At 69.9% G+C, this 20386-nt stretch carries 20 protein-coding genes; 7 read left to right on the top strand and 13 right to left on the bottom strand.

Features of this window, described 5'->3' with window-relative positions; translation table 11 throughout:
• Window positions 1–37: 37 nt before the first annotated feature.
• The 3 genes from modA to H4281_RS43665 are packed head-to-tail and all read right to left on the bottom strand — an operon-like array spanning window position 38 to window position 1734.
• Complete coding sequence (gene modA / locus H4281_RS43675; RefSeq protein WP_182896720.1) at window positions 38–841, bottom strand: molybdate ABC transporter substrate-binding protein; 804 nt, start codon at window positions 839–841, stop codon at window positions 38–40.
• A complete protein-coding gene (locus H4281_RS43670; RefSeq protein WP_009083933.1) occupies window positions 838–1242 on the bottom strand; it encodes a TOBE domain-containing protein in 405 nt (134 codons plus the stop codon). Before H4281_RS43670 ends, modA begins: the two co-directional genes overlap by 4 nt.
• Window positions 1243–1275: 33 nt before the next feature.
• A complete protein-coding gene (locus H4281_RS43665; RefSeq protein WP_312872293.1) occupies window positions 1276–1734 on the bottom strand; it encodes a MarR family transcriptional regulator in 459 nt (152 codons plus the stop codon).
• A gap of 86 nt (window positions 1735–1820) precedes the next feature.
• Here H4281_RS43665 and moaA point away from each other — a divergent pair, with 86 nt between their 5' ends.
• The 3 genes from moaA (at window position 1821) to H4281_RS43650 (ending at window position 4457) form a co-directional block, all read left to right on the top strand.
• Window positions 1821–2885, top strand: coding sequence for a GTP 3',8-cyclase MoaA (gene moaA / locus H4281_RS43660; protein ID WP_182896718.1), 1065 nt, complete (start codon window positions 1821–1823; stop codon window positions 2883–2885).
• A 3-nt stretch (window positions 2886–2888) separates the two neighbouring features.
• Complete coding sequence (locus H4281_RS43655) at window positions 2889–3170, top strand: MoaD/ThiS family protein (RefSeq protein WP_182896717.1); 282 nt, start codon at window positions 2889–2891, stop codon at window positions 3168–3170.
• A gap of 663 nt (window positions 3171–3833) precedes the next feature.
• A complete protein-coding gene (locus H4281_RS43650; RefSeq protein WP_037807815.1) occupies window positions 3834–4457 on the top strand; it encodes a LysM peptidoglycan-binding domain-containing protein in 624 nt (207 codons plus the stop codon).
• A gap of 161 nt (window positions 4458–4618) precedes the next feature.
• On the opposite strand, the gene H4281_RS43645 is transcribed toward H4281_RS43650, so the two are convergent.
• The 4 genes from H4281_RS43645 to H4281_RS43630 form a co-directional block, all read right to left on the bottom strand.
• On the bottom strand, window positions 4619–5542 hold the full coding sequence (locus H4281_RS43645; RefSeq protein ID WP_182896716.1) for a molybdenum cofactor biosynthesis protein MoaE: 924 nt from the start codon (window positions 5540–5542) through the stop codon (window positions 4619–4621).
• Window positions 5539–6009: a cyclic pyranopterin monophosphate synthase MoaC gene (moaC, locus tag H4281_RS43640; RefSeq protein WP_037807821.1), complete on the bottom strand. Its 471-nt coding sequence runs from the start codon at window positions 6007–6009 to the stop codon at window positions 5539–5541. Before moaC ends, H4281_RS43645 begins: the two co-directional genes overlap by 4 nt.
• A 101-nt stretch (window positions 6010–6110) precedes the next feature.
• Window positions 6111–7505 (bottom strand): NAD-dependent malic enzyme, encoded by a 1395-nt coding sequence (locus H4281_RS43635; RefSeq protein WP_182896715.1) that lies wholly within the window; start codon window positions 7503–7505, stop codon window positions 6111–6113.
• A gap of 158 nt (window positions 7506–7663) precedes the next feature.
• On the bottom strand, window positions 7664–7843 hold the full coding sequence (locus H4281_RS43630) for a hypothetical protein (RefSeq protein WP_037807827.1): 180 nt from the start codon (window positions 7841–7843) through the stop codon (window positions 7664–7666).
• 92 nt (window positions 7844–7935) lie between these two features.
• Between H4281_RS43630 and H4281_RS43625 the strand changes: the two genes are divergently transcribed.
• Complete coding sequence (locus H4281_RS43625) at window positions 7936–10176, top strand: helicase-associated domain-containing protein (protein ID WP_182896714.1); 2241 nt, start codon at window positions 7936–7938, stop codon at window positions 10174–10176.
• Between the two features lie 79 nt (window positions 10177–10255).
• Here the strand turns inward: H4281_RS43625 and H4281_RS43620 are convergent, their stop codons facing one another.
• The 6 genes from H4281_RS43620 to H4281_RS43595 all read right to left on the bottom strand — a co-directional run bounded on the left by H4281_RS43620 (window position 10256) and on the right by H4281_RS43595 (window position 17119).
• Window positions 10256–11287: a DUF742 domain-containing protein gene (locus H4281_RS43620; protein ID WP_182896713.1), complete on the bottom strand. Its 1032-nt coding sequence runs from the start codon at window positions 11285–11287 to the stop codon at window positions 10256–10258.
• Window positions 11288–11290: 3 nt separating this feature from the next.
• The gene (locus H4281_RS43615) at window positions 11291–11722 is read right to left on the bottom strand and encodes a roadblock/LC7 domain-containing protein (RefSeq protein WP_009083953.1); all 432 of its coding nucleotides are present in this window, start codon (window positions 11720–11722) and stop codon (window positions 11291–11293) included.
• 453 nt (window positions 11723–12175) lie between these two features.
• A complete protein-coding gene (locus tag H4281_RS43610; RefSeq protein WP_182896712.1) occupies window positions 12176–12781 on the bottom strand; it encodes a GTP-binding protein in 606 nt (201 codons plus the stop codon).
• Window positions 12762–13538 carry a DUF742 domain-containing protein gene (locus H4281_RS43605; RefSeq protein WP_037807839.1) on the bottom strand — a complete coding sequence of 259 codons (777 nt, stop codon included), beginning with the start codon at window positions 13536–13538 and terminating at the stop codon, window positions 12762–12764. Before H4281_RS43605 ends, H4281_RS43610 begins: the two co-directional genes overlap by 20 nt.
• 27 nt (window positions 13539–13565) lie before the next feature.
• Window positions 13566–14042, bottom strand: coding sequence for a roadblock/LC7 domain-containing protein (locus tag H4281_RS43600; RefSeq protein ID WP_369871052.1), 477 nt, complete (start codon window positions 14040–14042; stop codon window positions 13566–13568).
• Window positions 14039–17119 (bottom strand): sensor histidine kinase, encoded by a 3081-nt coding sequence (locus H4281_RS43595; protein WP_237597404.1) that lies wholly within the window; start codon window positions 17117–17119, stop codon window positions 14039–14041. Before H4281_RS43595 ends, H4281_RS43600 begins: the two co-directional genes overlap by 4 nt.
• Before the next feature lie 699 nt (window positions 17120–17818).
• On the opposite strand from H4281_RS43595, the gene H4281_RS43590 reads away from it, so the two are divergent.
• From H4281_RS43590 to H4281_RS43580, 3 genes are read left to right on the top strand one after another with little or no spacing between them, the layout of a single operon-like run.
• Complete coding sequence (locus tag H4281_RS43590) at window positions 17819–18781, top strand: ABC transporter substrate-binding protein (RefSeq protein ID WP_220508765.1); 963 nt, start codon at window positions 17819–17821, stop codon at window positions 18779–18781.
• A gap of 1 nt (window position 18782) precedes the next feature.
• On the top strand, window positions 18783–19550 hold the full coding sequence (locus H4281_RS43585) for an ABC transporter permease (RefSeq protein WP_067594799.1): 768 nt from the start codon (window positions 18783–18785) through the stop codon (window positions 19548–19550).
• A complete protein-coding gene (locus H4281_RS43580; protein WP_182896709.1) occupies window positions 19547–20371 on the top strand; it encodes an ABC transporter permease in 825 nt (274 codons plus the stop codon). Before H4281_RS43585 ends, H4281_RS43580 begins: the two co-directional genes overlap by 4 nt.
• Window positions 20372–20386 lie beyond the last annotated feature (15 nt).

Raw genomic sequence — 20386 nt, 5'->3', positions numbered from 1 at the left:
GGCGTGCGGCGGCCGGGTCTCGGCCGCCGCGCCCGCCTTACTTGCCAGGGCCGAAGCCGATCTTGGCCAGTTCGGCCTTGCCCTGCGCCCCGAGGACGAAGTCGGTGAACTGCTTCGCCAGCGCCGCCTGCGGAGCGTTCTTCACGACCGCGATCGGGTACTGGTTCACCGCGCCCGAGGACTCCGGGAAGTCGACCTTGTCCACTTTGCCCGCCGCCGACGTCGCGTCGGTGACGTACACCAGCCCGGCGTCGGCGTCGCCCGACTGGACCTTGGCCAGCACCTGCTTGACGTTCGTCTCCTCGCTCACCGGCTTGAGCGTGGTCTTGGTGGTCTGCTCGACCTTCTGCGTGGCCGAACCGCACGGCACCTGCTGCGCGCACACGACCACGTTCAGGCCCGGCTTGGTCAGGTCGGCGAAGGTCTTGATGCCCTTCGGATTCCCCTTGGCCACGGCGATCGCGAGCTTGTTGGTGGCGAAGACGGTCGGCTGCCCGTCGATCACGCCGTCCTGCACCGCCTTGTCCATGTTCTTCTGATCGGCTGAGGCGAACACGTCGGCCTTGGCCCCGTTGTCCAGCTTCTGCACCAGCGAGGAAGAACCCTCGTAGTCGAAGGTGACCTTGACGCCCGGGTGCGCGGCCTCGAACTGCTTGCCCAGCGCGTTGAACGACTCGGTGAGCGAGGCCGCGGCGAACACGGTCAGCGTGCCGCTCGCACCGCCCGGGGCGGGAGCGGACGCGGAACCCGCACCCGGGTTGGAGCTGGGCTGGTCGCCGGAGCTGCAGGCACTGGCGAACAGCGCGAGCGCCGCGGCACCGACGAGGGCGAGCTTCTTCATCTGGATCCTTCCGGGGTTTCCACCACGACGGTGGTCGCCTTGACCACGGCGACCGCGAGCACGCCCGGGCGCAGCCCGAGTTCGCGGACCGCCTCGGTGCTCATCAGTGACACCACTCGGTGCGCCCCGCACTGCAATTCGACCTGTGCCATCACCTTGTCGGCGACGACCTCGGTGACGAGCCCGACGAAGCGGTTGCGGGCGGAGCGGCCGACCGCCGACGGATCGTCCGGTTCGGACGCTTGTGCCCTGGCGAACCCGGCGAGCTGCGCGCCGTCGACGACCTTGCGGCCCGCGGCGTCGTCCGTCGCGGTCAACTGACCCGCGCGAACCCACCGGCGGACGGTGTCGTCGCTTACGCCGAGCAGCCGAGCGGCCTCGGACAACCGAAATTGCGGCATGGCCGGAACATTATCCCCGCAGATGCGGAAAAGCTATGCGGGATGCGCATTTTCGCGTAACGCTTCGAGCATTGCGAACTGATAACGCCCGAGGACTTTCCGTTCTGCGGAAGTGAACTCCGCGAGCACCCGGGCAAGACGCCGCGCGTCCCGCGCGGAGATCGCGTCGAGGCGTTCCCGGCCCGCCTCGGTGATCGTCACCAGCACCTTCCGGCGATCGGTCCGGTCGCGTTCGCGGAGCACCAGACCGGACTTCTCCAGCCGGTCGAGCACGCCGGTCACCGCACCCGTCGACAAGCCGGTGAGCTGCCCGATTCGGCCTGGGGTAAGGGAATCCGCGGCCTGCCCGGCGAGTTCGAGAGCTTGCAGCTCGGTCGCCGAGAGCCCTTCGCGGGCGGCGTCGCGCGCGTGCCGGAGGACGAGGTGCGTGCGCAGCTGAGCCGCCAACTCCGCGAAGTGAGTCAGCTCACCATTGGTCTCAGCAGTGCTCACCGAGTGCCTCCACATCGGAACCGAGGGTGGTTTCCCAGCTTTTCGCAAGACTGCCTTTTCCGGCCTCGCAAGCTATCCTGAGCGTAATGACAGCAGTACATCTCGGGTTTCCTCGCGTCCCCGGCAACCGAGGCCCGTCCGGCACGCCCCGGCCCGAGCACCCCGGTCTCGTCGATTCCTTCGGCCGCGTCGCGACCGACCTGCGCGTCTCCCTCACCGACCGGTGCAATCTGCGCTGCACGTACTGCATGCCGGCCGAGGGCCTCGACTGGATGCCGAGCGAGCAGGTGCTCTCCGACGACGAACTGGTCCGGCTCATGCGGATCGCAGTGGAGCTGCTCGGCGTCACCGACATCCGGCTGACCGGCGGCGAACCCCTGCTGCGCCCGGGGCTGGAGCAGATCGTCGAGCGGATCACCGCGCTCGAACCGCGCCCCCGGGTGTCCATGACCACCAACGGGATCGGGCTGGCCAAACGCGCCCCCGGCCTCGTCGCGGCCGGGCTCGACCGGATCAACGTGTCGCTGGACACCATCGACCGCGAGCGCTTCGCCGAGCTGACCCGCCGCGACCGGCTGCCGCACGTGCTGGCCGGCCTCGCCGCCGCCCGCGACGCCGGGCTGTCGCCGGTGAAGATCAATTCGGTGCTGATGCGCGGATACAACGAGCACGAGGCGGTGCCGCTGCTGCGGTTCTGCCTCGAAGAGGGCTACCACCTGCGGTTCATCGAGCAGATGCCGCTGGACGCGCAGCACGGCTGGAACCGCCGCGACATGATCACCGCCGAGGAGATCCTCGCGATGCTCGGCGAGGCCTTCACCCTGTCGCCGTTCCCGGCTCCGCGCGGCGGTGCGCCCGCCGAACGCTGGCTGGTCGACGGCGGACCGGGCGACGTGGGCGTGATCGCGTCGGTGACCAGGCCGTTCTGCTCCGCCTGCGAGCGCACCCGGCTGACCGCCGACGGAGCCGTCCGCTCCTGCCTCTTCTCGAACGACGAGACGGACCTGCGTTCCCTCGTGCGCGCGGGCGCGCGCGATGAGGAGGTGGCGGACGCCTGGCGCGACACGATGTGGCGCAAGCTCGCGGGCCACGAGATCAACGAGGCCGGCTTCGCGCAGCCGATCCGGCCGATGAGCGCGATCGGCGGTTGAGCCATGACCTCTCCTACTGTGCCCGCTTCCCCGGTGACGGTCGTCGTCCGGTACTTCGCCTCGGCGCGGGCCGCGGCGGGCACCGAGGAGGAGAAGGTGGAACTGGCGGCGGGCGCGACGGTGGCGGACGCCGTCCAGGCGCTCCGCGAGCTGCACCCCGGGCAACTTTCCCGTGTTCTCGACGCGGCGAGCTTCCTGGTCAACGAGGTGGCGGTCCGCGATCGAGGCCGCGCGCTCGGTGACGGGTCCCACCTGGACGTCCTCCCGCCGTTCGCCGGGGGATGAGCGACCGGAAAGGCCCCGTTCACGCGGCTGAGCGCCGCGTGAACGGCCGGAGCGGCGGTTTCCGGCCGATTGGTCCGGACCACGGCGAATGGCGGCACTGGCGCGCTGAGCGGTCGGCACGCTTTATCCCTACTCTCCGAAGCGTTTCGCTCACGGCGTATTTCCGCAGCTCAAAGAACCACTCGGCGGGCAGTGGCCGACAGTTGACGAGTGGTTTAGAGTGCCCGCCCTTATCTGCTGCGAATGGCCCCTTGACGCGTAATCGACGTGACCCAAGCCTCACGATCCGTGAAATATCTCGGCAAGAAAACGAGCAGATAACGACGCTCTGACCAGCGCAAACAGGCGGATCGAGACAGGTTGCGTGCCGTTACTGTGACGTAGGTCACACCCCGAATGATTTCCGATCACGCCGCGAATTACGTACCGTCGCTTTTCGGTTGGCCCCGACCGACCACGCAACACCGGGAATCCGTAGCGCCCAGCTCTGTCCAACGGATCCCCGGACCCATACCCCGAGCGAAAGCATTTCCGGACAGAGACGAGGGGACGAAGACGGCGCGTCGTGCGACGTCCGCGTCAGCCGGCCGGCAACGGACGGACGGGCTCCCAACCCGACCCGCAGCATCGTGCTCGTAGGCGCAGGAATCGAGAAGTTTTCAGATGTCTTACCGAGGCAAGCACCGCAAGATGTCCGCCGCCACCCGCACCATCGCCCGTGTCGCAGTCGCGGGTATCGCGGTCGGCGCCCCCCTCGCGATCGCCGCGACCCCCGCGTCGGCGACCAACTGGGACGCCATCGCGCAGTGCGAGAGCGGCGGCAACTGGAGCACCAACACCGGAAACGGCTACTACGGTGGCCTCCAGTTCACCCAGAGCACCTGGAAGGCCTACGGCGGCACCGGTAGCCCGCAGGGCGCGTCGCGTGAGCAGCAGATCGCCGTCGCCGAGCGCGTCATGCAGGGCCAGGGCCCCGGCGCGTGGCCGGTGTGCAGCAAGAAGGCCGGCAGCTCGGCCTCCGCGCACAAGGCGACCCCGAAGAAGAGCACCGCCAAGAAGGCGACCCCGAAGAGCGTCGCCCCGAAGAAGGTCACCCAGCCGGTTGCCGCGCTGGTGGCGAACTCCAACCCGAACGGTGACTACACCGTCAAGGCTGGCGACACGCTCTCGAAGATCGCCAAGGAGCACAACATCCAGGGCGGCTACCAGAAGCTGCAGGACCTGAACAAGCAGTACGTGTCGAACGCGAACTTCATCGTGGTCGGCCAGAAGCTCGCCACCAAGTGAACCCTGGCCTCCTCGTGAGGCTGGTTCCGGCGCAGCGGCTGCTGTGACAGAACGCCCGAAGGGCCCCACCGCGTCAAATCCCCTGGCGGTGGGGCCCTTCGTCGTGTGCAGGGTCGTGAGTGGCTACGCCGGTTAGAACCGGCGTAGCCACTCACGAGGGGTCAGGGCGAGTTGACCCACTCGTCGGTCCCGTCGGTGAAGTGCTGGTGCTTCCACACCGGAAGCCGCGCCTTCACCTCGTCCACCAGCTCCGCGCACGCAGTGAACGCCTGGCCGCGGTGCTCGGCGGCGACCGCGCAAGCGAGCGCGACATCGCCGATCGTCAACGCGCCGACGCGATGGCTCACCGCCACCGCCCGCACGCCCTTCCAGCGCGCCGCCAGGTCGTTGACCACCTCGGCGAGCACGTCACGGGCTGTCGGATGGCCTTCGTAGGTCAGATCGCGCACGCCCTTGCCGCCGTCGTGGTCGCGGACCACGCCGGAGAACGTGACCACGGCACCCGCCGCGTCGTCCTCCACCAGTTGCGCGTGTTCCTCGACCGACAGCGGCTGATCGCTCACGTCCGCGCGCAGAATCCGGACCGCGGGACCCGACGGCGTCGCCTCGCGCGGGTGGTCGCCACCGGCCAGCTGGTCCACCGCGTGGTCGAGAATGTCCTCCAGGACCCGCAGACCGTCCTTCACGCCGCCGCTGGAGCCCGGAAGGTTCACCACGAGGGTCCGGCCCGCGACTCCCGCTACGCCGCGCGAGAGCACCGCGGTGGGCACCTTCGGCAGTCCTGCCGCGCGGATCGCGTCCGCGACGCCAGGAAGCTCGTAATCCAGCACCGCGCGAGTGACGTCCGGGGTCCGGTCGGTCGGCGAGATGCCGGTGCCGCCGGTCGTGAGGACCACCTGGACGCCGTCGGACACCGCGGCCCGCAGCGCAACGCCCACCGGGTCGCCGTCCTCGACGACGACCGGCGGCGGGACGTCGTAGCCGCGGCCGGCCAGCCAGGCGACGAGCACCGGGCCGGTCTTGTCCTCGTAGACGCCTCGCGCGGCGCGATTCGACGCGACGATGACGCGCGCGGTCTTGGTCATGGCCGCTCCCAGGTCCCGGTCTTGCCGCCGTCCTTGCGGATCAGCCGCACGTTGTCGAGCGTCGCGGCCGGGTCGACGGCCTTGATCATGTCGTGCAGGGTCAGCCCGGCGACCGCGACGGCGGTGAGCGCCTCCATCTCGACCCCGGTGACGTCCTTGGTCTTGGCCGTCGCGCTGATGTGCACGGCGGTCTCGGCCAGTTCGAACTCCACCTTGACCCCGGACAGCGCGATCTGGTGGCACAACGGGATCAGCTCGGGCACCCGCTTGGCGCCCATGATCCCGGCGATCCGCGCGGTCGCCAGCGCGTCGCCCTTGGGAAGGCCGTTGGCCGAAAGCAGGCCGACGACCTCCGCCGTGGTGTGGACGGTCCCGCCGGCCAGCGCGGTGCGCGCGGACGCGGTCTTGCCGGAGACGTCGACCATCCGGGCGGCCCCGGACTCGTCGACATGGCTGAGTTCACTCACGCCCGCGAGGCTACTGCGCAACTTCGCCCAAAGTCCGTGAAGGGCTCCTTGCGGGAATCAGATTCCTTCAAGGAGCCCTTCACGGACGGAAGGAGGCTGGGTCAGCTGGCGCGTTCGGCGCGGACGGCGTTGCGCACCGCTTCCGCGACCGCGGGGGCCACCGCGCTGTCGAACACGCTCGGCACGATGAACGACGCGTTGAGCTTGCCGTTGTCCACCACGTCGGCGATCGCGTCGGAAGCGGCCAGCAGCATGTTGTCGTCGATGTTGTGCGCGGCGGCGTCGAGCAGGCCGCGGAAGACGCCGGGGAACGCCAGGACGTTGTTGATCTGGTTCGGGAAGTCGCTGCGGCCGGTGGCGACGACCGCGGCGTGCTTCTGCGCCTCCAGCGGGTCGATCTCCGGGTCCGGATTGGCCAGCGCGAAGACGACGGCGTCGTCGTTCATCGTGGCGACCTGCTCCGCGCCGAACAGGTTCGGGGCCGAGACGCCGATGAAGACGTCCGCGCCGACCAGCGCGTCGTGCAGGGTGCCGGACTTGCGGTCCTTGTTCGTGTGCTCGGCGATCCAGGTCAGGTTGTCGTCGAGGTTGCCGCGGTCGGGGTAGACGATGCCGTCGATGTCGGCGGCCACGATGTCGCCCGGGTTCTTGCGCAGCAGCAGCCGGATGATCGCGGACCCGGCCGCGCCGACGCCGCTGACCACGATCTTGCAGTCCTCGATGTTCTTGCCGACCACGCGCAGCGCGTTGCGCAGCGCGGCGACCACGACGATCGCGGTGCCGTGCTGGTCGTCGTGGAAGACCGGGATGTCCAACTGCTCGCGCAGCCGCTTCTCGATCTCGAAACAGCGCGGGGCGGCGATGTCCTCGAGGTTGATGCCCGCGTACACCGGCGCGAGCGCCTTCGCGATCATGATGATCTCTTCGGTGTCCTGGGTGTCCAGGCAGACCGGCCACGCGTCGACGTCGGCGAACTTCTTGAACAGCGCCGCCTTGCCCTCCATCACCGGCAGCGCGGCGGCCGGGCCGATGTTGCCGAGGCCGAGCACGGCGGAACCGTCGGTGAGCACCGCGACGGTGTTGCGCTTGATGGTCAGCCGGCGCGCGTCCTCGGGGTTCGCGGCGATCGCCTGGCACACGCGGGCGACGCCCGGGGTGTAGGCGCGGGAGAGATCGTCCCGGTTGCGGAGCGCGACCTTGGGGCTGACCTCGATCTTGCCGCCGAGGTGGATCAGGAACGTCCGGTCCGAGACCTTGCGCACGCGCACGCCCGGCAGCGAATCGAGCGCCGCGGTGATGTCCTGCGCGTGGTTTTCCGACAGCGCGTTGGCGCTGATGTCGATCACGATCGTGTCCGCGTGCGATTCGACGACGTCGAACGCCGTCAGCACGCCGCCGACGCGGCCGACCGCGGTGGTGAGATCACCCGCGGCCGTGGACGAGGCCGGGGCCTCGACCCGGACGGTGATCGAATACCCGGGACCGGGAACCGGCATGACACGTACTCCCCGCAGGTGGTGTGGGTTCGGACGGCTCGAATCTAGTCCGGTGACCCGCGCCACCACACCCCAACCGGGTGACTGACCAGTAACTTCAGCCTCGTGAGTGTTTACGCCGACGAGAACCGGCATCGCCACTCACGAGGGCACGCAGGTCAGCGGTTGATCTCGGTCTCCGGGTGCACGTAAGGCACCTGCTCGAGCGGGAAGGCCAGGTCGCCGAACGGCGAAAGCGCTCCCTGCCGGTCCGAGGACAGCTCGGTGACCGGGTGCTCGCCCGGTTCGCCCGGCCACGTCGGGTCGATGCCCTTGCTCTGCTTGTCGCCCTTCGCCACTGCTTCCTCCGAGGCCCTCGTCCGGCAAACTCGCACACAGTCTGCCCGAACACCGCTCGGGCGCGCGCACCCGCCCGGTATCCTGGGTGTCTATGCCCGCGACCTCTCTGGCGGACTGGCTGCGTGCGGAGTCCGACGACGCACTCGCCGAACTGCTGCGCACGCGTCGCGATCTGTCCACCCCTCCTCCGTCCGACACCACCGTGCTCGCCACCCGCGCGGGCACCCCGGGGTCGGTCACCCGAGCCTGCGAAGACCTCGACACGTTCACCCTCGCGGTGATCGACGCGCTGCTGATCGCCGGTGCCGACACCGAACCGACGCCGGTGTCCGCGGTGACGGCGCTGGTCGGCCGCGACGTGAGCGAACCGCTCGCGCGGCTGCGCGCCCGGGCGCTCGTCTGGGGTGCCGACGACGAGCTGCGCGTGCCGCCCGCGGCCCGCGACGCGCTCGGGCCGTTCCCCGCCGGGCTCGGCGCACCGTCGCCCGCGTTGGCCGCCACCGACATCGACGCGCGGCTCGCGGAGGTCGGCGAGGACGAGCGGGCCGTGCTCACCGCGCTGGCCGCCGGGCCGCCGATCGGCCGGACCCGCGACGCGAGCTTCGACGTCGGGCTGTCCGACGCGGCCACGCCGGTGCAGAAGCTCCTCGCGCGCGGTCTGCTGCTGCGCCGCGACGACCAGACTGTCGAACTGCCTCGCGAACTCGGCCTGCTGCTGCGCGGCGGGCACGCGTTCGAACCGGACACGCTGGTCGAGCCGGAGCTGCCCGTCCATCCACATCGGACGGACACGGTGGACGAAACCGCGGCCGGCGAGGCGATGGAGTTGCTGCGGCAGACGGAATCTCTGCTGCGGATGTGGTCGGATTCGCCGCCGCCGGTGCTCAAGGCGGGCGGGCTCGGGGTCCGAGAGCTGAAGAAGGTCGCGAAGGATCTCGAAATCGACGAGACCCGCGCGACACTGCTCGCCGAACTGGTCGTCGGCGCGGGACTCGTTGCGGACAGCGAAAACACCGCCCCGGAATACGTGCCCACCATGCTTACCGACAGCTGGCTTGCGTCGCCTTCGGTGCAGCGGTGGATGACGCTCGCGCAGGCGTGGCTGGAACTTCCGCGGCTGCCCGGGCTCGCCGGTGGCCGCGACGCGAAGGACAAGCCGATCGCGCCGTTGTCCGAGGAATTGCGACGGCCGCTCGCGCCGGTTTCGCGGCACCGCGTGCTTTCCGCGCTGGCTGAGCTGAATCCGGGCGCAGGCGTCAAAAGTGTCGACGAGCTAGTGGCCGTGCTGGCTTGGCGCGCGCCCCGGCGAGGTGGCCGGCTGCGAGACGAAACCGTCCGCTGGACGATGGCCGAAGCGACCGCGCTGGGCCTTGTCGGTCTCGGCGCCCTCACCACCGCCACCCGGCTGCTGCTGGAGGACGACCGCCCCGGCGCTGTCGAGGCAATGCACGACGCGCTGCCCGCACCGGTCGACCACGTGCTGGTGCAAGCCGACCTGACGGTGGTCGCGCCGGGCCCGCTCGAGCCGGAACTGGCAGCGGACATGGCTGCGGTCGCGGACGTCGAATCCGCTGGCCACGCAACGGTTTACCGCGTCACCGAGCCTTCGGTGCGGCGCGCGCTGGACACCGGACGGACCGCCGACGAACTGCACGCGATGTTCCGCGACAAGTCGGCGACCCCGGTGCCGCAAGGCCTCACGTACCTGATCGACGACGTGGCCCGCCGCCACGGACGCCTCCGCGGCGGTACCGCGGGCTCGTTCCTGCGCTGCGACGACGAGGCGCTGCTCGCCGAGGTCCTCGCGAATCCGGTGGCCGCGGAGTACGACCTGCGACTGATCGCGCCGACGGTGCTGATCAGCTCCGCGCCGCTGGCCGAAGTACTGGAAGCCTTGCGCGGCGCGGGTTTCGCTCCCGCGGCGGAAGGTCCGGACGGCCGGGTAGTCGACCTGCGCCCCACCGGCCGCCGGCTCCCCGCCCGCGCCCGCGCGGCTCGCGCCCGGCCGGGCGAGCAGGCGGTGCTGACCGACGAACAGGCGGCGCGGATCGTGTCGAATCTCCGCGCGGGAGACCAAGCTTCGGCCCGCCGCCGCGGTTCGACAGTGCGCGCGCCAGGCGGCGGCGGTGCGGACACGACGGCGACGCTCGACCTGCTGTCCCGCGCGACGCTCGAACAACGCGAGGTGTGGATCGGCTTCGTCGACTCGCGCGGCACGGCGAGCCAGCGCGTGGTGCGCCCGCTGCGGGTCGGCGGCGGAGTGTTGGAAGGCGCGAACCACGAGCGGTATCCGTTGCACCGCATCACTTCCGCCGCACTGGTCGAGGACTGAGCTCGCCAGCGGTCGGGTCTTTCAGCAGCGCGGTTCGGCCAGCACGAACGTTCGTGAGGGGAACCCTGAGTGAGCGTGGTCAGAGGTTGCGAAGCCCCTGCAGCACCCGCTCCATGAACTCCCGCGACGAACGGTCGCCCAGCACCAGATCGGTCTGGTGCAGCATGACCAGCCCGATGTCCGCCATGTCCCCCACCAGGACCTTCACCACGCCGAGCGGCAGGTGCAGGTGCGCGGCGATCTCCGCGACCGAGCGGGTGTCCAGGCACAGATCGCAGATCCGGCGGTGCTCGATCGAGCGCACCCCGCGATAGCGGCGGCCCTCGTCGCTGGTGGAGACCAGGGCCTCCAGCGCCAGATTGTGGTCCGAGTGCGTGCGCCCGCGGGTCCGCGCGTACGGCCGCACGCGCGATTTCGTCGGCTGGGCGGGCGGTTCCGGCTGCGCGGGTTCGTCGCCGGACCAGAACCGGTCCAATTCGGACACTCCGGAGGCCGGGCCGGGGTCGGAGTACGCGTACCGGTCGTCCGCCGGGGGCTCTTCGGCCAGTGCGTGCCTGCTGCGGGTGGCTTGGTCGACGTGCTGCCGCTGGTACGCCGAGCCTTCCGGGACCACGCGGTCGTCCGGGCCGGGCGAACCGGCGTACTCGTCGAACGAGTACGGGTCGTGCGCCGCGGGACGGCTGGGCCGGGGTTCTTCCCAGCGCGGCTGCTGAGGCTCTTCCCACCGGTCGCTGTGCCGCGGCTCTTCCCAGTACCCGGATTCGCCGTCCTCGACCCATTCGTAGCCGTCGTCGTCCCAGCTCTCCTCCGGCACCGGAGCGGGAGCGGGCGGCGGGGCCACCGGACGCGGGGCGACCGCCTGCCGCACCGGACGCGGCTCAGGCGCGGGAGCCGGGCGAGGCGCGGGCTCGGGACGCCGGGCGGGCGGCTGCGCGTGCCGCGAAGACGGGGGCGGAGGAGGCGGCGTGGCCCGAGGCTGCCGGTGCGGCAACCGCAGGCTCAGCGAACTCAGCTCGTACCGGCTCGGCGAGTCGAACGACTCCCGTTCCGTGCCTTTGTGGAGGGCGTCCCAGGCACCCGTGTCCTGGTCTCCGAAACCCGAGATCTTCATCGGCTACCCCAGTACCCCGCCGCCCTGCAGCTGCGCGCGCAGCTCCGGCGTGATCTGCTCGCCGACCCGCTCGACCAGCAGGGTCATTTCGTACGCGACTGTCCCGATGTCACACGTCGGCGCGGCGAGCACGGCCAAACAGGACCCGTCCGAGACCGACATCAGGAACAGGTATCCGCGTTCCATCTCGACCACGGTCTGGTTCACGCCGCCCGCCTCGAAGCATCGCGCCGCGCCCTGGGTCAGGCTGATCAGCCCGGACGCCACCGCCGAGAGCTGCTCGGCGCGTTCCTGCGGCAATCCCTCCGAAGGCGCGAGCATCAGTCCGTCCGCCGACACCAGCACCGCGTGCGCCGCACCCGGGACCCGGCGCACGAAATCCGAGATCAGCCAGCTGAACGTGCCCTGGTCCGCTGGCCGGTCGGAATCGGTCACTGCCCCTCCAAGCTCCTCGAACGCTGCCGGACGCCCGTTCGCCGCCCTCGGGCCATCCTCGCCCGGCCGCGGTGAAGTCGTCGTTCCAGCGTATTCACGCACCCGGTCGTGTCGAGCGTGTGCCCGGGCACGGTACGTGTCTGCCGGATGTAACGTCGCGCGAACGCATGCACAACCACGCATTCGCGGGTCACTCGGTGGTGGCGGCGGCCACCGTGCGCAGCGGGATGTCCGTGCAGGTCACCGCCGGTCCGACGCCCCGATCAGGGGCGGCCGGCCTCGGCCGCGAGGGGACGGGACTACTCGGCCCGCCCCGCTCGGAGGCACCACTCCCCGAAGCGGGTGAAGCCCGTGGAGTTCACTCCAACGGCCGCACCCGAGCCGGGGTGTAACGGGAATCTGGGAGTCGGCGGACGCCTCCTTCGCAGACGGCGGCGGGGACCGCGGACGGGACTAGCCCGCCCGCAAAGCCGTGTCGTGCGCGATCGCGTGCTGCACGACGGAGATCAGCACCTGCTTCGCCGAATCCCGCTCCCGCGCGTCGCACGCCATGATCGGCACCGACGGCGAGATGGTGAGCGCGTGCCGCACGTCCTCGATCTGGTGGTGCAGCAGCCGGTCGAAGCAGTTGATCGCCACGACGTAAGGCAGCTTCCGGTTCTCGAAGAAGTCGATCGACGGGAACGCGTCCGCCAGCCTGCGCGTGTCCACCAGCACGACCGCGCCGATCGCGCCGACGGCGAGGTCGTCCCACATGAACCAGAACCGGTGCTGGCCCGGCGTGCCGAACACGTACAGCACCAGGTCGGAGTCGAGCGAGATCCGGCCGAAGTCCATGGCCACCGTGGTGGTCGACTTGTTCGGCGTGGCCGACACGTCGTCGTGGCCCACGCTGGCCTCGGTCATCATGGCCTCGGTGGTCAGCGGGTCGATCTCGGAGATCGCCCCGACCAGAGTCGTCTTGCCCGAACCGAACCCACCCGCGACCACGATCTTGGCCGACGAGGTCGGACCCGTATGCGGTGTGTTCGCGTCGGAGTCAAATTCTCCGAAGCCCACTGAGCACCCTTTCCATGAACTCGATACTGGGGCGGTCGCCCGAATTCGTGCTGCTGCTCGTGTGCACGAGCACCAGGCCGAGGCCCGCCACGTCACCAATCAGCACCCGCACCACGCCGAGCGGCAGCCGCAGGAGCGCGGCCACCTCGGCGACCGACCGGGTGTCGAGGCAGAGGTCGCAGATCGACCGGTGCTCCGGCACGCGGACGCGGTCAAGCACCCTGCCCTGCTCGCTCGTCGACACCAGCGCCTCGATCGCGAGGTCGTAGGTCGGCTTCGTGCGCCCTCGGGTGCGGAAGTAAGGCCGGACCAGCCCGGAGGTCTCCACCTCGGCGGGCTCGTCCACGTATTCGCCGGCCGCCTGCATCGGCAGCGCGGCGGCCAGTCCGTTCGACGGGAAGCTCGATGGCCCCGGCGACCCGTCGCGTTCGGCGCTGAACGCGGCGAACTCGGCCGAGTCGTACAGCGGTCCGCTCGCCCCGCCGAACAGCTCCGAACCGGGCCCGCCGAGCAGCCGCTCGCGGTACCCGGGCACCGCGGTGATGCCCGGCTGCTGCCCGGCGTTGGAATCGGTCAGCCAGTTCGGCGGTTCGCGCACCGGCTCGGAATCAGCGGCTTGGACGTCCCTCGAACGCCATTCGCGGTCGACCCGATCCCGGAAGGACTTCCAGTCCTCCCGGCTCTGGTCCCGATCGCCCCAGCCCCCGGTGTGCTCGTCACCGAGCCGGCCGTCGCCGCGCAAGCGCCCGTCGTCCACGGTTTACTCCTGTAGTCCTAGGTCCGCCTAGCGACGGACCGCAGCGCCCTGCAGTTGTGCCCGCATCTCCGGTGTCAGCTGCTGGCCGACCCGTTCGACCAGCAGAGTCATCTCGTACACCACCAAGCCGATGTCGCTTTCCGGCGAACCCAGCACCGCGAGGCACGAGCCGTCGGACACCGACATCAGGAAGAGAAATCCGTTCGCCATCTCGACCACGGTCTGCGCGACCGGGCCGCCCTCGAACACCTTCGCCGCCCCGCGCGCGAGGCTGGTCAGCCCCGAGGCGACGGCTGCCAACTGGTCCGCCCGGTCCTTCGGCAGCCCGCGCGAAGACGCGAGCAGCAGACCGTCGGCCGAGACGACCACCGCGTGCGCCGCACCGGGCACCCGGTGGACGAAGTCCGTGATCAGCCACGCGAAGCTGCTCGCCGCGCTGCCGCCGGCCTGCCTGCCGTTCGGCTGCACCGAGCCGCCTCCCGGCTGCACTCCCGCCCGTGTCACTCTCGCTCCTCACTGCTGTCGCTCACATACCCGGCCCCGGTGACGCGAACCCCGTCGTCGTCGAGCCGGGCTTCCGGCGGCCGCTCCTTCAGCGCGTGCCTGCCGGACTTGTACCCACGCTGGAAGCTTGCCATCCGGCTGCGGGCAGCCGTCGCCGAGCGGGTGATCGCACCCGTTCCGGGCATTCCGGTGGTCGCGTCGGTGAACGAGTTCTGCTGCTGCGCCGGTTCCGGCGCGTTGCCGATCGAGCCGGGGACCAGGTACGCGTTGGGCACGCGCTTGGGCAGCCCGGCGGACGTGATCTCCTCGTTCTTGGATTCGAGCAGCGACTGCGCCGCCTGCCAGCCCTCGTCGGAGACGCTGTGCCAGCTGTCGTCCTCCGGCTCGTCGGAACCGGGGTAGAGCGGCGTCGACTCGAGCGGCTCGCTCGCCTGCCGCGCCGGCTCGGCCCTGGTCTCGGCGCGTTCCTCCGGCGCGGCGGCGGGAGCCTCGGCGGCTTCCGGCTCCGGTTCCGGCGCGGCCGCCTGCGGCGTTCCGGCTCCGGGTTCGCCGTCCTCGCCCTCGCTGAACCAGCGCGACAGCACCGACTGGTAGATCGGCAGCCGCCGGGTGGGCACGTCGTCCTCGAGCGCGGCGGAACCGTCCGGCTCGGCGGGCGGCTGCTCCTTGGGCGCTTCCGGCGCGACGTACTTCGGCTCCCGCTTCGGCAGCACCAGCGGCGGGAATTCGGTCTGGGCCAGGCTCGCGCCCTCGCCGTACGACTCGCGCGTGAGCGGCGCGAGGTCCTCAGCGGTCGGCCACGCCGGAGCTTCCGAGGCGGGCGTCGCCGGGCTGAGGAACGGACCGGCCGCGCGGTTGCCCGCGACGAGGTCGTCGAGGCTGATCGGCTGGTCGAGCGGGACGAGGCCGCCGTTCTCGGACGCTCCGCCGGAGTGCGCCGAACCCATCGCCTCGGTCAGCTCGGCGGCCGCGGGCGGCGGCGCGAGCGGAAGCGGGTTCGACGGCTCCGGTTCGCGGTTCAGCGGCGGAAGGCTCGGATGCGAGACCTCGTTGCGGTTCGGCGGCGGCGGGGTGTTCCGCATCGTCGGGGACACGGTCCGGACCTGGGTGAGCAGCTCGACCGGGACCACGACGCGGGCGATCACGCCGCCCTCGATGTCCTCGTTCTCGCGCAGCCGCACCTCGATTCCGTGCCGCTGGGCCAGCCGCGCGACCACGTACAGACCCATTCGCCGGGTCACCGACACGTCAAGGTCCGGCGGGTCGGCGAGACGCTCGTTGACTTCGGCGAGGCGTTCCTCGCTCATCCCGACGCCGTGGTCGGTGACCTGGATCGCCAGCGCCTTCTTGCGCGTGATGACCGCGCGGACGGTGATCTTGGTCTCCGGTTCGGAGAAGTAGGTCGCGTTGTCGAGCAGTTCCGCGAGCACGTGCACGAGGTCGTGGATCGCGAGGCCCTGCACCGCGACCTCGGGCACGATGCCGATCTCGATGCGGGCGTACTGCTCGATCTCCGACACCGCCGCGCCGATCACGTCGGCCGCCGGCACCGGCTTGGGCACCGACTTCGCGAGGCCCGCGCCCGAAAGCACCAGCAGCGATTCGCCGTTCCGGCGCAACCGGGTCGCCAGGTGGTCGAGTTCGAACAGGCTCGCGAGATGGTCCGGGTCCTGCTCGTCGGCCTCGAGCCGGTCGATGACGCCGAGCTGGCGTTCCACCAGCCGCTGCGACCGCCGGGAGAGGTTCACGAAGATGCCGTTGACGTTCTCGCGCAGCAGTGCCTGTTCGGCGGCCATCTTGACCGCCTGCTCGTGCACCACGTCGAACGAGCGCGCCACTTCGCCGATCTCGTCGCGGGTGAGGACCGGGACCGGGTCGACCGCCTTCTTCGAGGCGTTGACCGGGTCCGGGTCGTCCAGGATGGCCTGCACGGTTTCCGGCAGCCGGGTGTAGGCGACGTCCAGCGCGGTCTTCCGCAGCACCCGCAGCGGGCGCAGCATCAGCCGGGCGATGACGAGCATCAGCATCAGCGCGGCGACCAGCGCGGCGAGGACGATGACCCCGCCGACCCACGCCGAGCGCACCGCGTTGCTGGCCAGTTCGTCGGCCTGCGCGCGCAGCTGGGTCAGCAGGTTGACCTCGACCGCGCGCAGTTTGTCGGCGGCGACGGTGGAGTCCTGGCCGAGCTTGGTGCCGTCGAGGTTGAGCGGCTGGCTCTGCTGGGCGAAGGAGAACGCCTGTGTCTGCAACCGCCGACGCTCGTCGACCTCGGGGCCGGAGTAGGTGTCGTTGTAGAGCTGGACCTGGTCGTCGGTGGCGTTGGCGAGGAACGCGGTGATCGACGCGTCGCCGCTGGCCTCGGCGGCCCGGGTCTCGTCGATCAGGTTGCCGGGGAAGCCGTCGCGGAACGCGGCGATCTGCAGCGCGGAGTCGCCGCGGAGGATGAACTCCTTCGCCTCGCTGATCGACTGCGTGCTCGTGCCGAGGCGGAGCAGGTCGCGGTCGGTCGTCGCGGTGGAGACCTCGCGGCCGAGCTGGATCAGCGAGTCGAGCACCGAGGAGTAGGTGTCGAGGACCGCGCGGTCGGAGTAGGCCGAGGTGGTCATCGCCGCGCGCAGCGGGCGCAGCGCGTCGAGGCGCTGGAGGCCGTGCGCGTAGCGGTCGCTGGCCGCCTGGTCCTCGTTGTCGAGGTTGACCGCGGCGTTGCGCAGGTCGTCGACGTCGCGGTCGACCTTCGCCATCTGCGCGTCGAGGCCGGTCTGGCGCAGCGGGTCCGCCGAGGAGATCCGGACCACCGCCAGCGCGCGCTCGCGCTGCAGGTCGTGCACTACCGCGGTGACCTTCTCGGCGAAGGCGACCTGGTTGGCGGTGTGGTTGAGGTCGACCGCCGACCGCACGTCGTCGACCACGCGCAGGACGCCGAGCACCAGCGCGGTGATCGTGGGGATGAGGAGAATGAGCGCGAGCTTGGACCGCAATCGCCAGTTGCCGAGCGCGAGCCAGGACCGCTGCTGCGCGGTCCCCGCGTTCTCCTGAGCGGAGGCCTCCCCTGCCCCCGCGGTGTCTTCGTTCGGCACCGCCGCACCACCGTCCGGGCCCGAGGGGCCCGTTGATTCCGAACCTGCCGTGCTCGTGGCCACTACGCGCACGCTCCCGGCAGGTAATCCGCCACCTGAGTGGTCTGGACCGCGCCCCGGACTGTTACACCCTTTCGAGTGAAAAGATCGACTTCGAGGTGCGGCTGCCCGCCGCCTCGGGCGCGGAATCGGTTCAGGTCTGGCATGACGTTCGGTCCCCGCACGTGGTCGATCTCTTAGTCCGTTCGGCCGAGGCCACCCTGCACCGGCTCGTCGCCGGCGTGCGCGGAGAGCCTTTTCCCTAGTCGCGCTCTCACTACATCGGTGGTCCACACCTCACATTGCAGGAGCAGAGGGTAGCGAACGCCTGGCCCATTTGTAACCCTCCAGAAGTTGCCCGGAGAGCACCCAGGCAGCGGATCAAGGCCCATCGGGCACCCACAGGTCGTTCACATACCCCGACATACCAGGGGATTCGATCACCTGATCGAGTGACCAGTGCCACTTCTGAATCGTATATGAACACCCATTGTGAGTGATCGTCCTGGTTCTCTACAGTAGCCGCGTGACTCCGGACAATGAGCCACCTTCCCCCCGCGTCCATGCCAGACGCGGGCCCATTTGCTAGGAGCGACCTTGTTTGATGAAGCGGTGAGCAGCCGGCGCGATTACGGCAGGCGCGGGTTCCTGTCGCTCGCGATGGCGGGCGGCGTGGCCTTGACTGCCAGCGGATGCGGCCTGCTGGGCGGATCGGACGATTCGGGCAGCGCGAAGGGCGGCTCCGGGGTCGAGAAGGCCAAGATCAAGGTCTCGATCATGCCGACGATCGACGTGGTGCCTTTCCACCTCGCGGTCCAGAACGGCTACTTCAAGAACGAGGGACTCGAGGTCGAAGCCGTCGACGCCGCCAGCGGTGACGCGTCGCTGCAGAAACTGCAGGCGGGCGAGGTCGACATCGCCTACGCGAGCTACACGCCGTTCTTCATCGCCAAGAGCAAGGGCGCCGCGGACATCAAGCTCGTCGCCGACGCCTCCTCGGCCGGCCCGAAGAGCACCGAGGTCGTGGCGATGCCGAACAGCAACATCAAGAACGTGCACGACCTGGCGGGCAAGCGGATCGGGATCACCGCCACCAACACGATTTGCGACACCCTGACCAAATCGGTCATGCGCGACAACGGCGTGAGCTTCAACGACGTGCAGTGGGTTTCCCTGCGGTTCCCGGACATCGGCCCCGCGGTCAAGCGCGGCAACATCGACGCCGGCTTCCTGACCGAGCCGTTCATCACGCAGTCGGCGAAGGTCAACGGGACGGTCGAGGTCATCGACACCGCTTCCGGCGGCACCAAGGACTTCCCGACCGCGGGCTACGGCTCGCTCGGCAAGTTCACCGACGCCAACCCGAAGACCGTCGCGGCGTTCCAGCGCGCGATGCTGCGGGCCACCAAGGAATCGGCCGACCGTTCGAAGATCGAGCCGCTGATGATCCAGTTCTCGAAGGTGGACGAGGCGACCGCGAAGATCACGAACCTGCTGACCTTCCAGTCCACTTTGGACGCCCGGCGCATCCAGCGGGTGCCGGACCTGCTGCAGCAGTTCGGTTCCATCCAGTCGAAGATCGACGTCCAGTCGATGATCGTCCCGCAGGCGAACGCGTCCTGACGTGCGCCTCGTCCGGAACCTGACCGGCCTGCTCGGCTTCCTCCTGATCTGGGAGGCCGTCGTGCGGGCCGGTCTGATCGACCAGAACGACCTTCCCCCGCCGACCGTGGTGTTCGCCCGGATCGGCGAACTGTTCGGCGACGTCGAATTCGTCCGCGACGTGGTCGCCTCGGTGCTCGCGTGGCTGATCGCGCTGCTCATCTCGATCGCCATCGCGGTCCCGGCCGGTCTGCTGCTCGGCAGCGTCCGCTGGCTGCGCGACGCGACCAAGGCGATCGTCGAATTCCTGCGGCCGATCCCTTCTGTGGCACTGATTCCGCTGGTGCTGATCGTCGTCGGCGGCGGCCCGGAAGCGAAGATCACGCTAGCCGTGTACGCGGCGGTGTGGCCGATTCTCTTCAACACCATTTACGCGCTGGCCGAGATCGACCCGCTGCTGCTGGAAACCGCGCGCACCTACGGAACTCCGCGTTCGCGGGTGCTGACCTCGGTCGCGCTGCCGCACGCCGCGCCGTTCGTGTTCACCGGGATCCGGCTGTCCGCGGCGATTTCGCTGATCCTGGTGATCAGCACGGAATTCCTGGCCGGGGCGAAGCTCGGCATCGGGCAGTTCGTGCTCGAAGCCAGTTCCGGACCGGGCCGGATGGATCTGGTGCTCGCCGGAACGGTGGTCGCCGGGCTGCTCGGCTACCTCGTGAACGAGGGCCTGGAACGACTGGGCAATCGGCTGTTCCGCTGGAGCAGCGCTGTCGAAGGAGCCGCCGCGTGAGTGTGGTCGAGAAGCCCTCCACCGTCACGCGCCGGGTGAGCCGCGGCCTCAGCGGGTTCGCCCGCAAGTGGCTGCTGTTCGCGATTCTGGTGGTGCTGTGGGAGATCGCGACGCAGCTGAGCGAAAGCGTGTTCTTCCCGCCGCCGTCGAAGATCGCCGCCGCGGCCGCGAAACTGTGGTTCTCCGGCCCGGCCTCGCACCTGTTCCTCGGCGACCCGGTGTTCGACCACATCCTGCCGAGTCTCGGCAGGCTGCTCGGCGGCTGGCTGCTCGCGGTGGTGATCGGTGTCGCGCTCGGCACCGCGCTCGGCCGCTCGCGCACCGGGATGGACTACGTGGGGCCGCTGTTCGCGTTCTTCCGCGCCATTCCGCCGCCCGCGCTGGTGCCGGTGTTCATCATCCTGTTCGGCATCGGCCCTGGCATGCAGACCGCGACGATCATCTTCAGTTCGCTGTGGCCGGTGCTGATGAACACAGTGGACGGTGTCCGCTCGGTCGACAAGGTCAAGGTCGAGACGGCCCGCGCGTTCCGTACGCCCAAGCGGTACTGGATCGGGCTGGTCGTGCTGCCCTCGGCGCTGCCGAAGATCTTCGCCGGGCTTCGGGTGTCGCTTTCGATCGCGCTGATCCTGATGGCGATCTCCGAACTGGTGGGAGCGCTCAACGGCATCGGCTACGCGCTGCTCGCCGCCCAGCGTTCGTACGACTTCGACCAGATGTGGGCATGGATCGTGCTGCTGGGCATCCTCGGCTACGCGTTCAACGCCGCACTCCTCGGCATCGAACGCCGGGTGCTCGGCTGGCAGCCCGGCCGGAACTAGGAAGGTTTTCCCGTT

The sequence above is a fragment of the Amycolatopsis dendrobii genome, from assembly GCF_014145675.1.
GTDB classification, from domain to species: domain Bacteria; phylum Actinomycetota; class Actinomycetes; order Mycobacteriales; family Pseudonocardiaceae; genus Amycolatopsis; species Amycolatopsis dendrobii.
The sequence above is the reverse complement of the archived record's forward strand: the minus strand, read 5'-3'. Positions and strand labels throughout refer to the sequence as shown.

What these genes read in the sequence shown, in the direction of transcription:
- modA (WP_182896720.1), bottom strand. Translation starts at nt 841, where the DNA reads ATGAAGAAGCTCGCCCTCGTCGGTGCCGCGGCGCTCGCGCTGTTCGCC.
- H4281_RS43670 (WP_009083933.1), bottom strand. Translation starts at nt 1,242, where the DNA reads ATGCCGCAATTTCGGTTGTCCGAGGCCGCTCGGCTGCTCGGCGTAAGC.
- moaA (WP_182896718.1), top strand. Translation starts at nt 1,821, where the DNA reads ATGACAGCAGTACATCTCGGGTTTCCTCGCGTCCCCGGCAACCGAGGC.
- H4281_RS43655 (WP_182896717.1), top strand. Translation starts at nt 2,889, where the DNA reads ATGACCTCTCCTACTGTGCCCGCTTCCCCGGTGACGGTCGTCGTCCGG.
- H4281_RS43650 (WP_037807815.1), top strand. Translation starts at nt 3,834, where the DNA reads ATGTCTTACCGAGGCAAGCACCGCAAGATGTCCGCCGCCACCCGCACC.
- H4281_RS43645 (WP_182896716.1), bottom strand. Translation starts at nt 5,542, where the DNA reads ATGACCAAGACCGCGCGCGTCATCGTCGCGTCGAATCGCGCCGCGCGA.
- H4281_RS43635 (WP_182896715.1), bottom strand. Translation starts at nt 7,505, where the DNA reads ATGCCGGTTCCCGGTCCCGGGTATTCGATCACCGTCCGGGTCGAGGCC.
- H4281_RS43625 (WP_182896714.1), top strand. Translation starts at nt 7,936, where the DNA reads ATGCCCGCGACCTCTCTGGCGGACTGGCTGCGTGCGGAGTCCGACGAC.
- H4281_RS43620 (WP_182896713.1), bottom strand. Translation starts at nt 11,287, where the DNA reads ATGAAGATCTCGGGTTTCGGAGACCAGGACACGGGTGCCTGGGACGCC.
- H4281_RS43590 (WP_220508765.1), top strand. Translation starts at nt 17,819, where the DNA reads ATGGCGGGCGGCGTGGCCTTGACTGCCAGCGGATGCGGCCTGCTGGGC.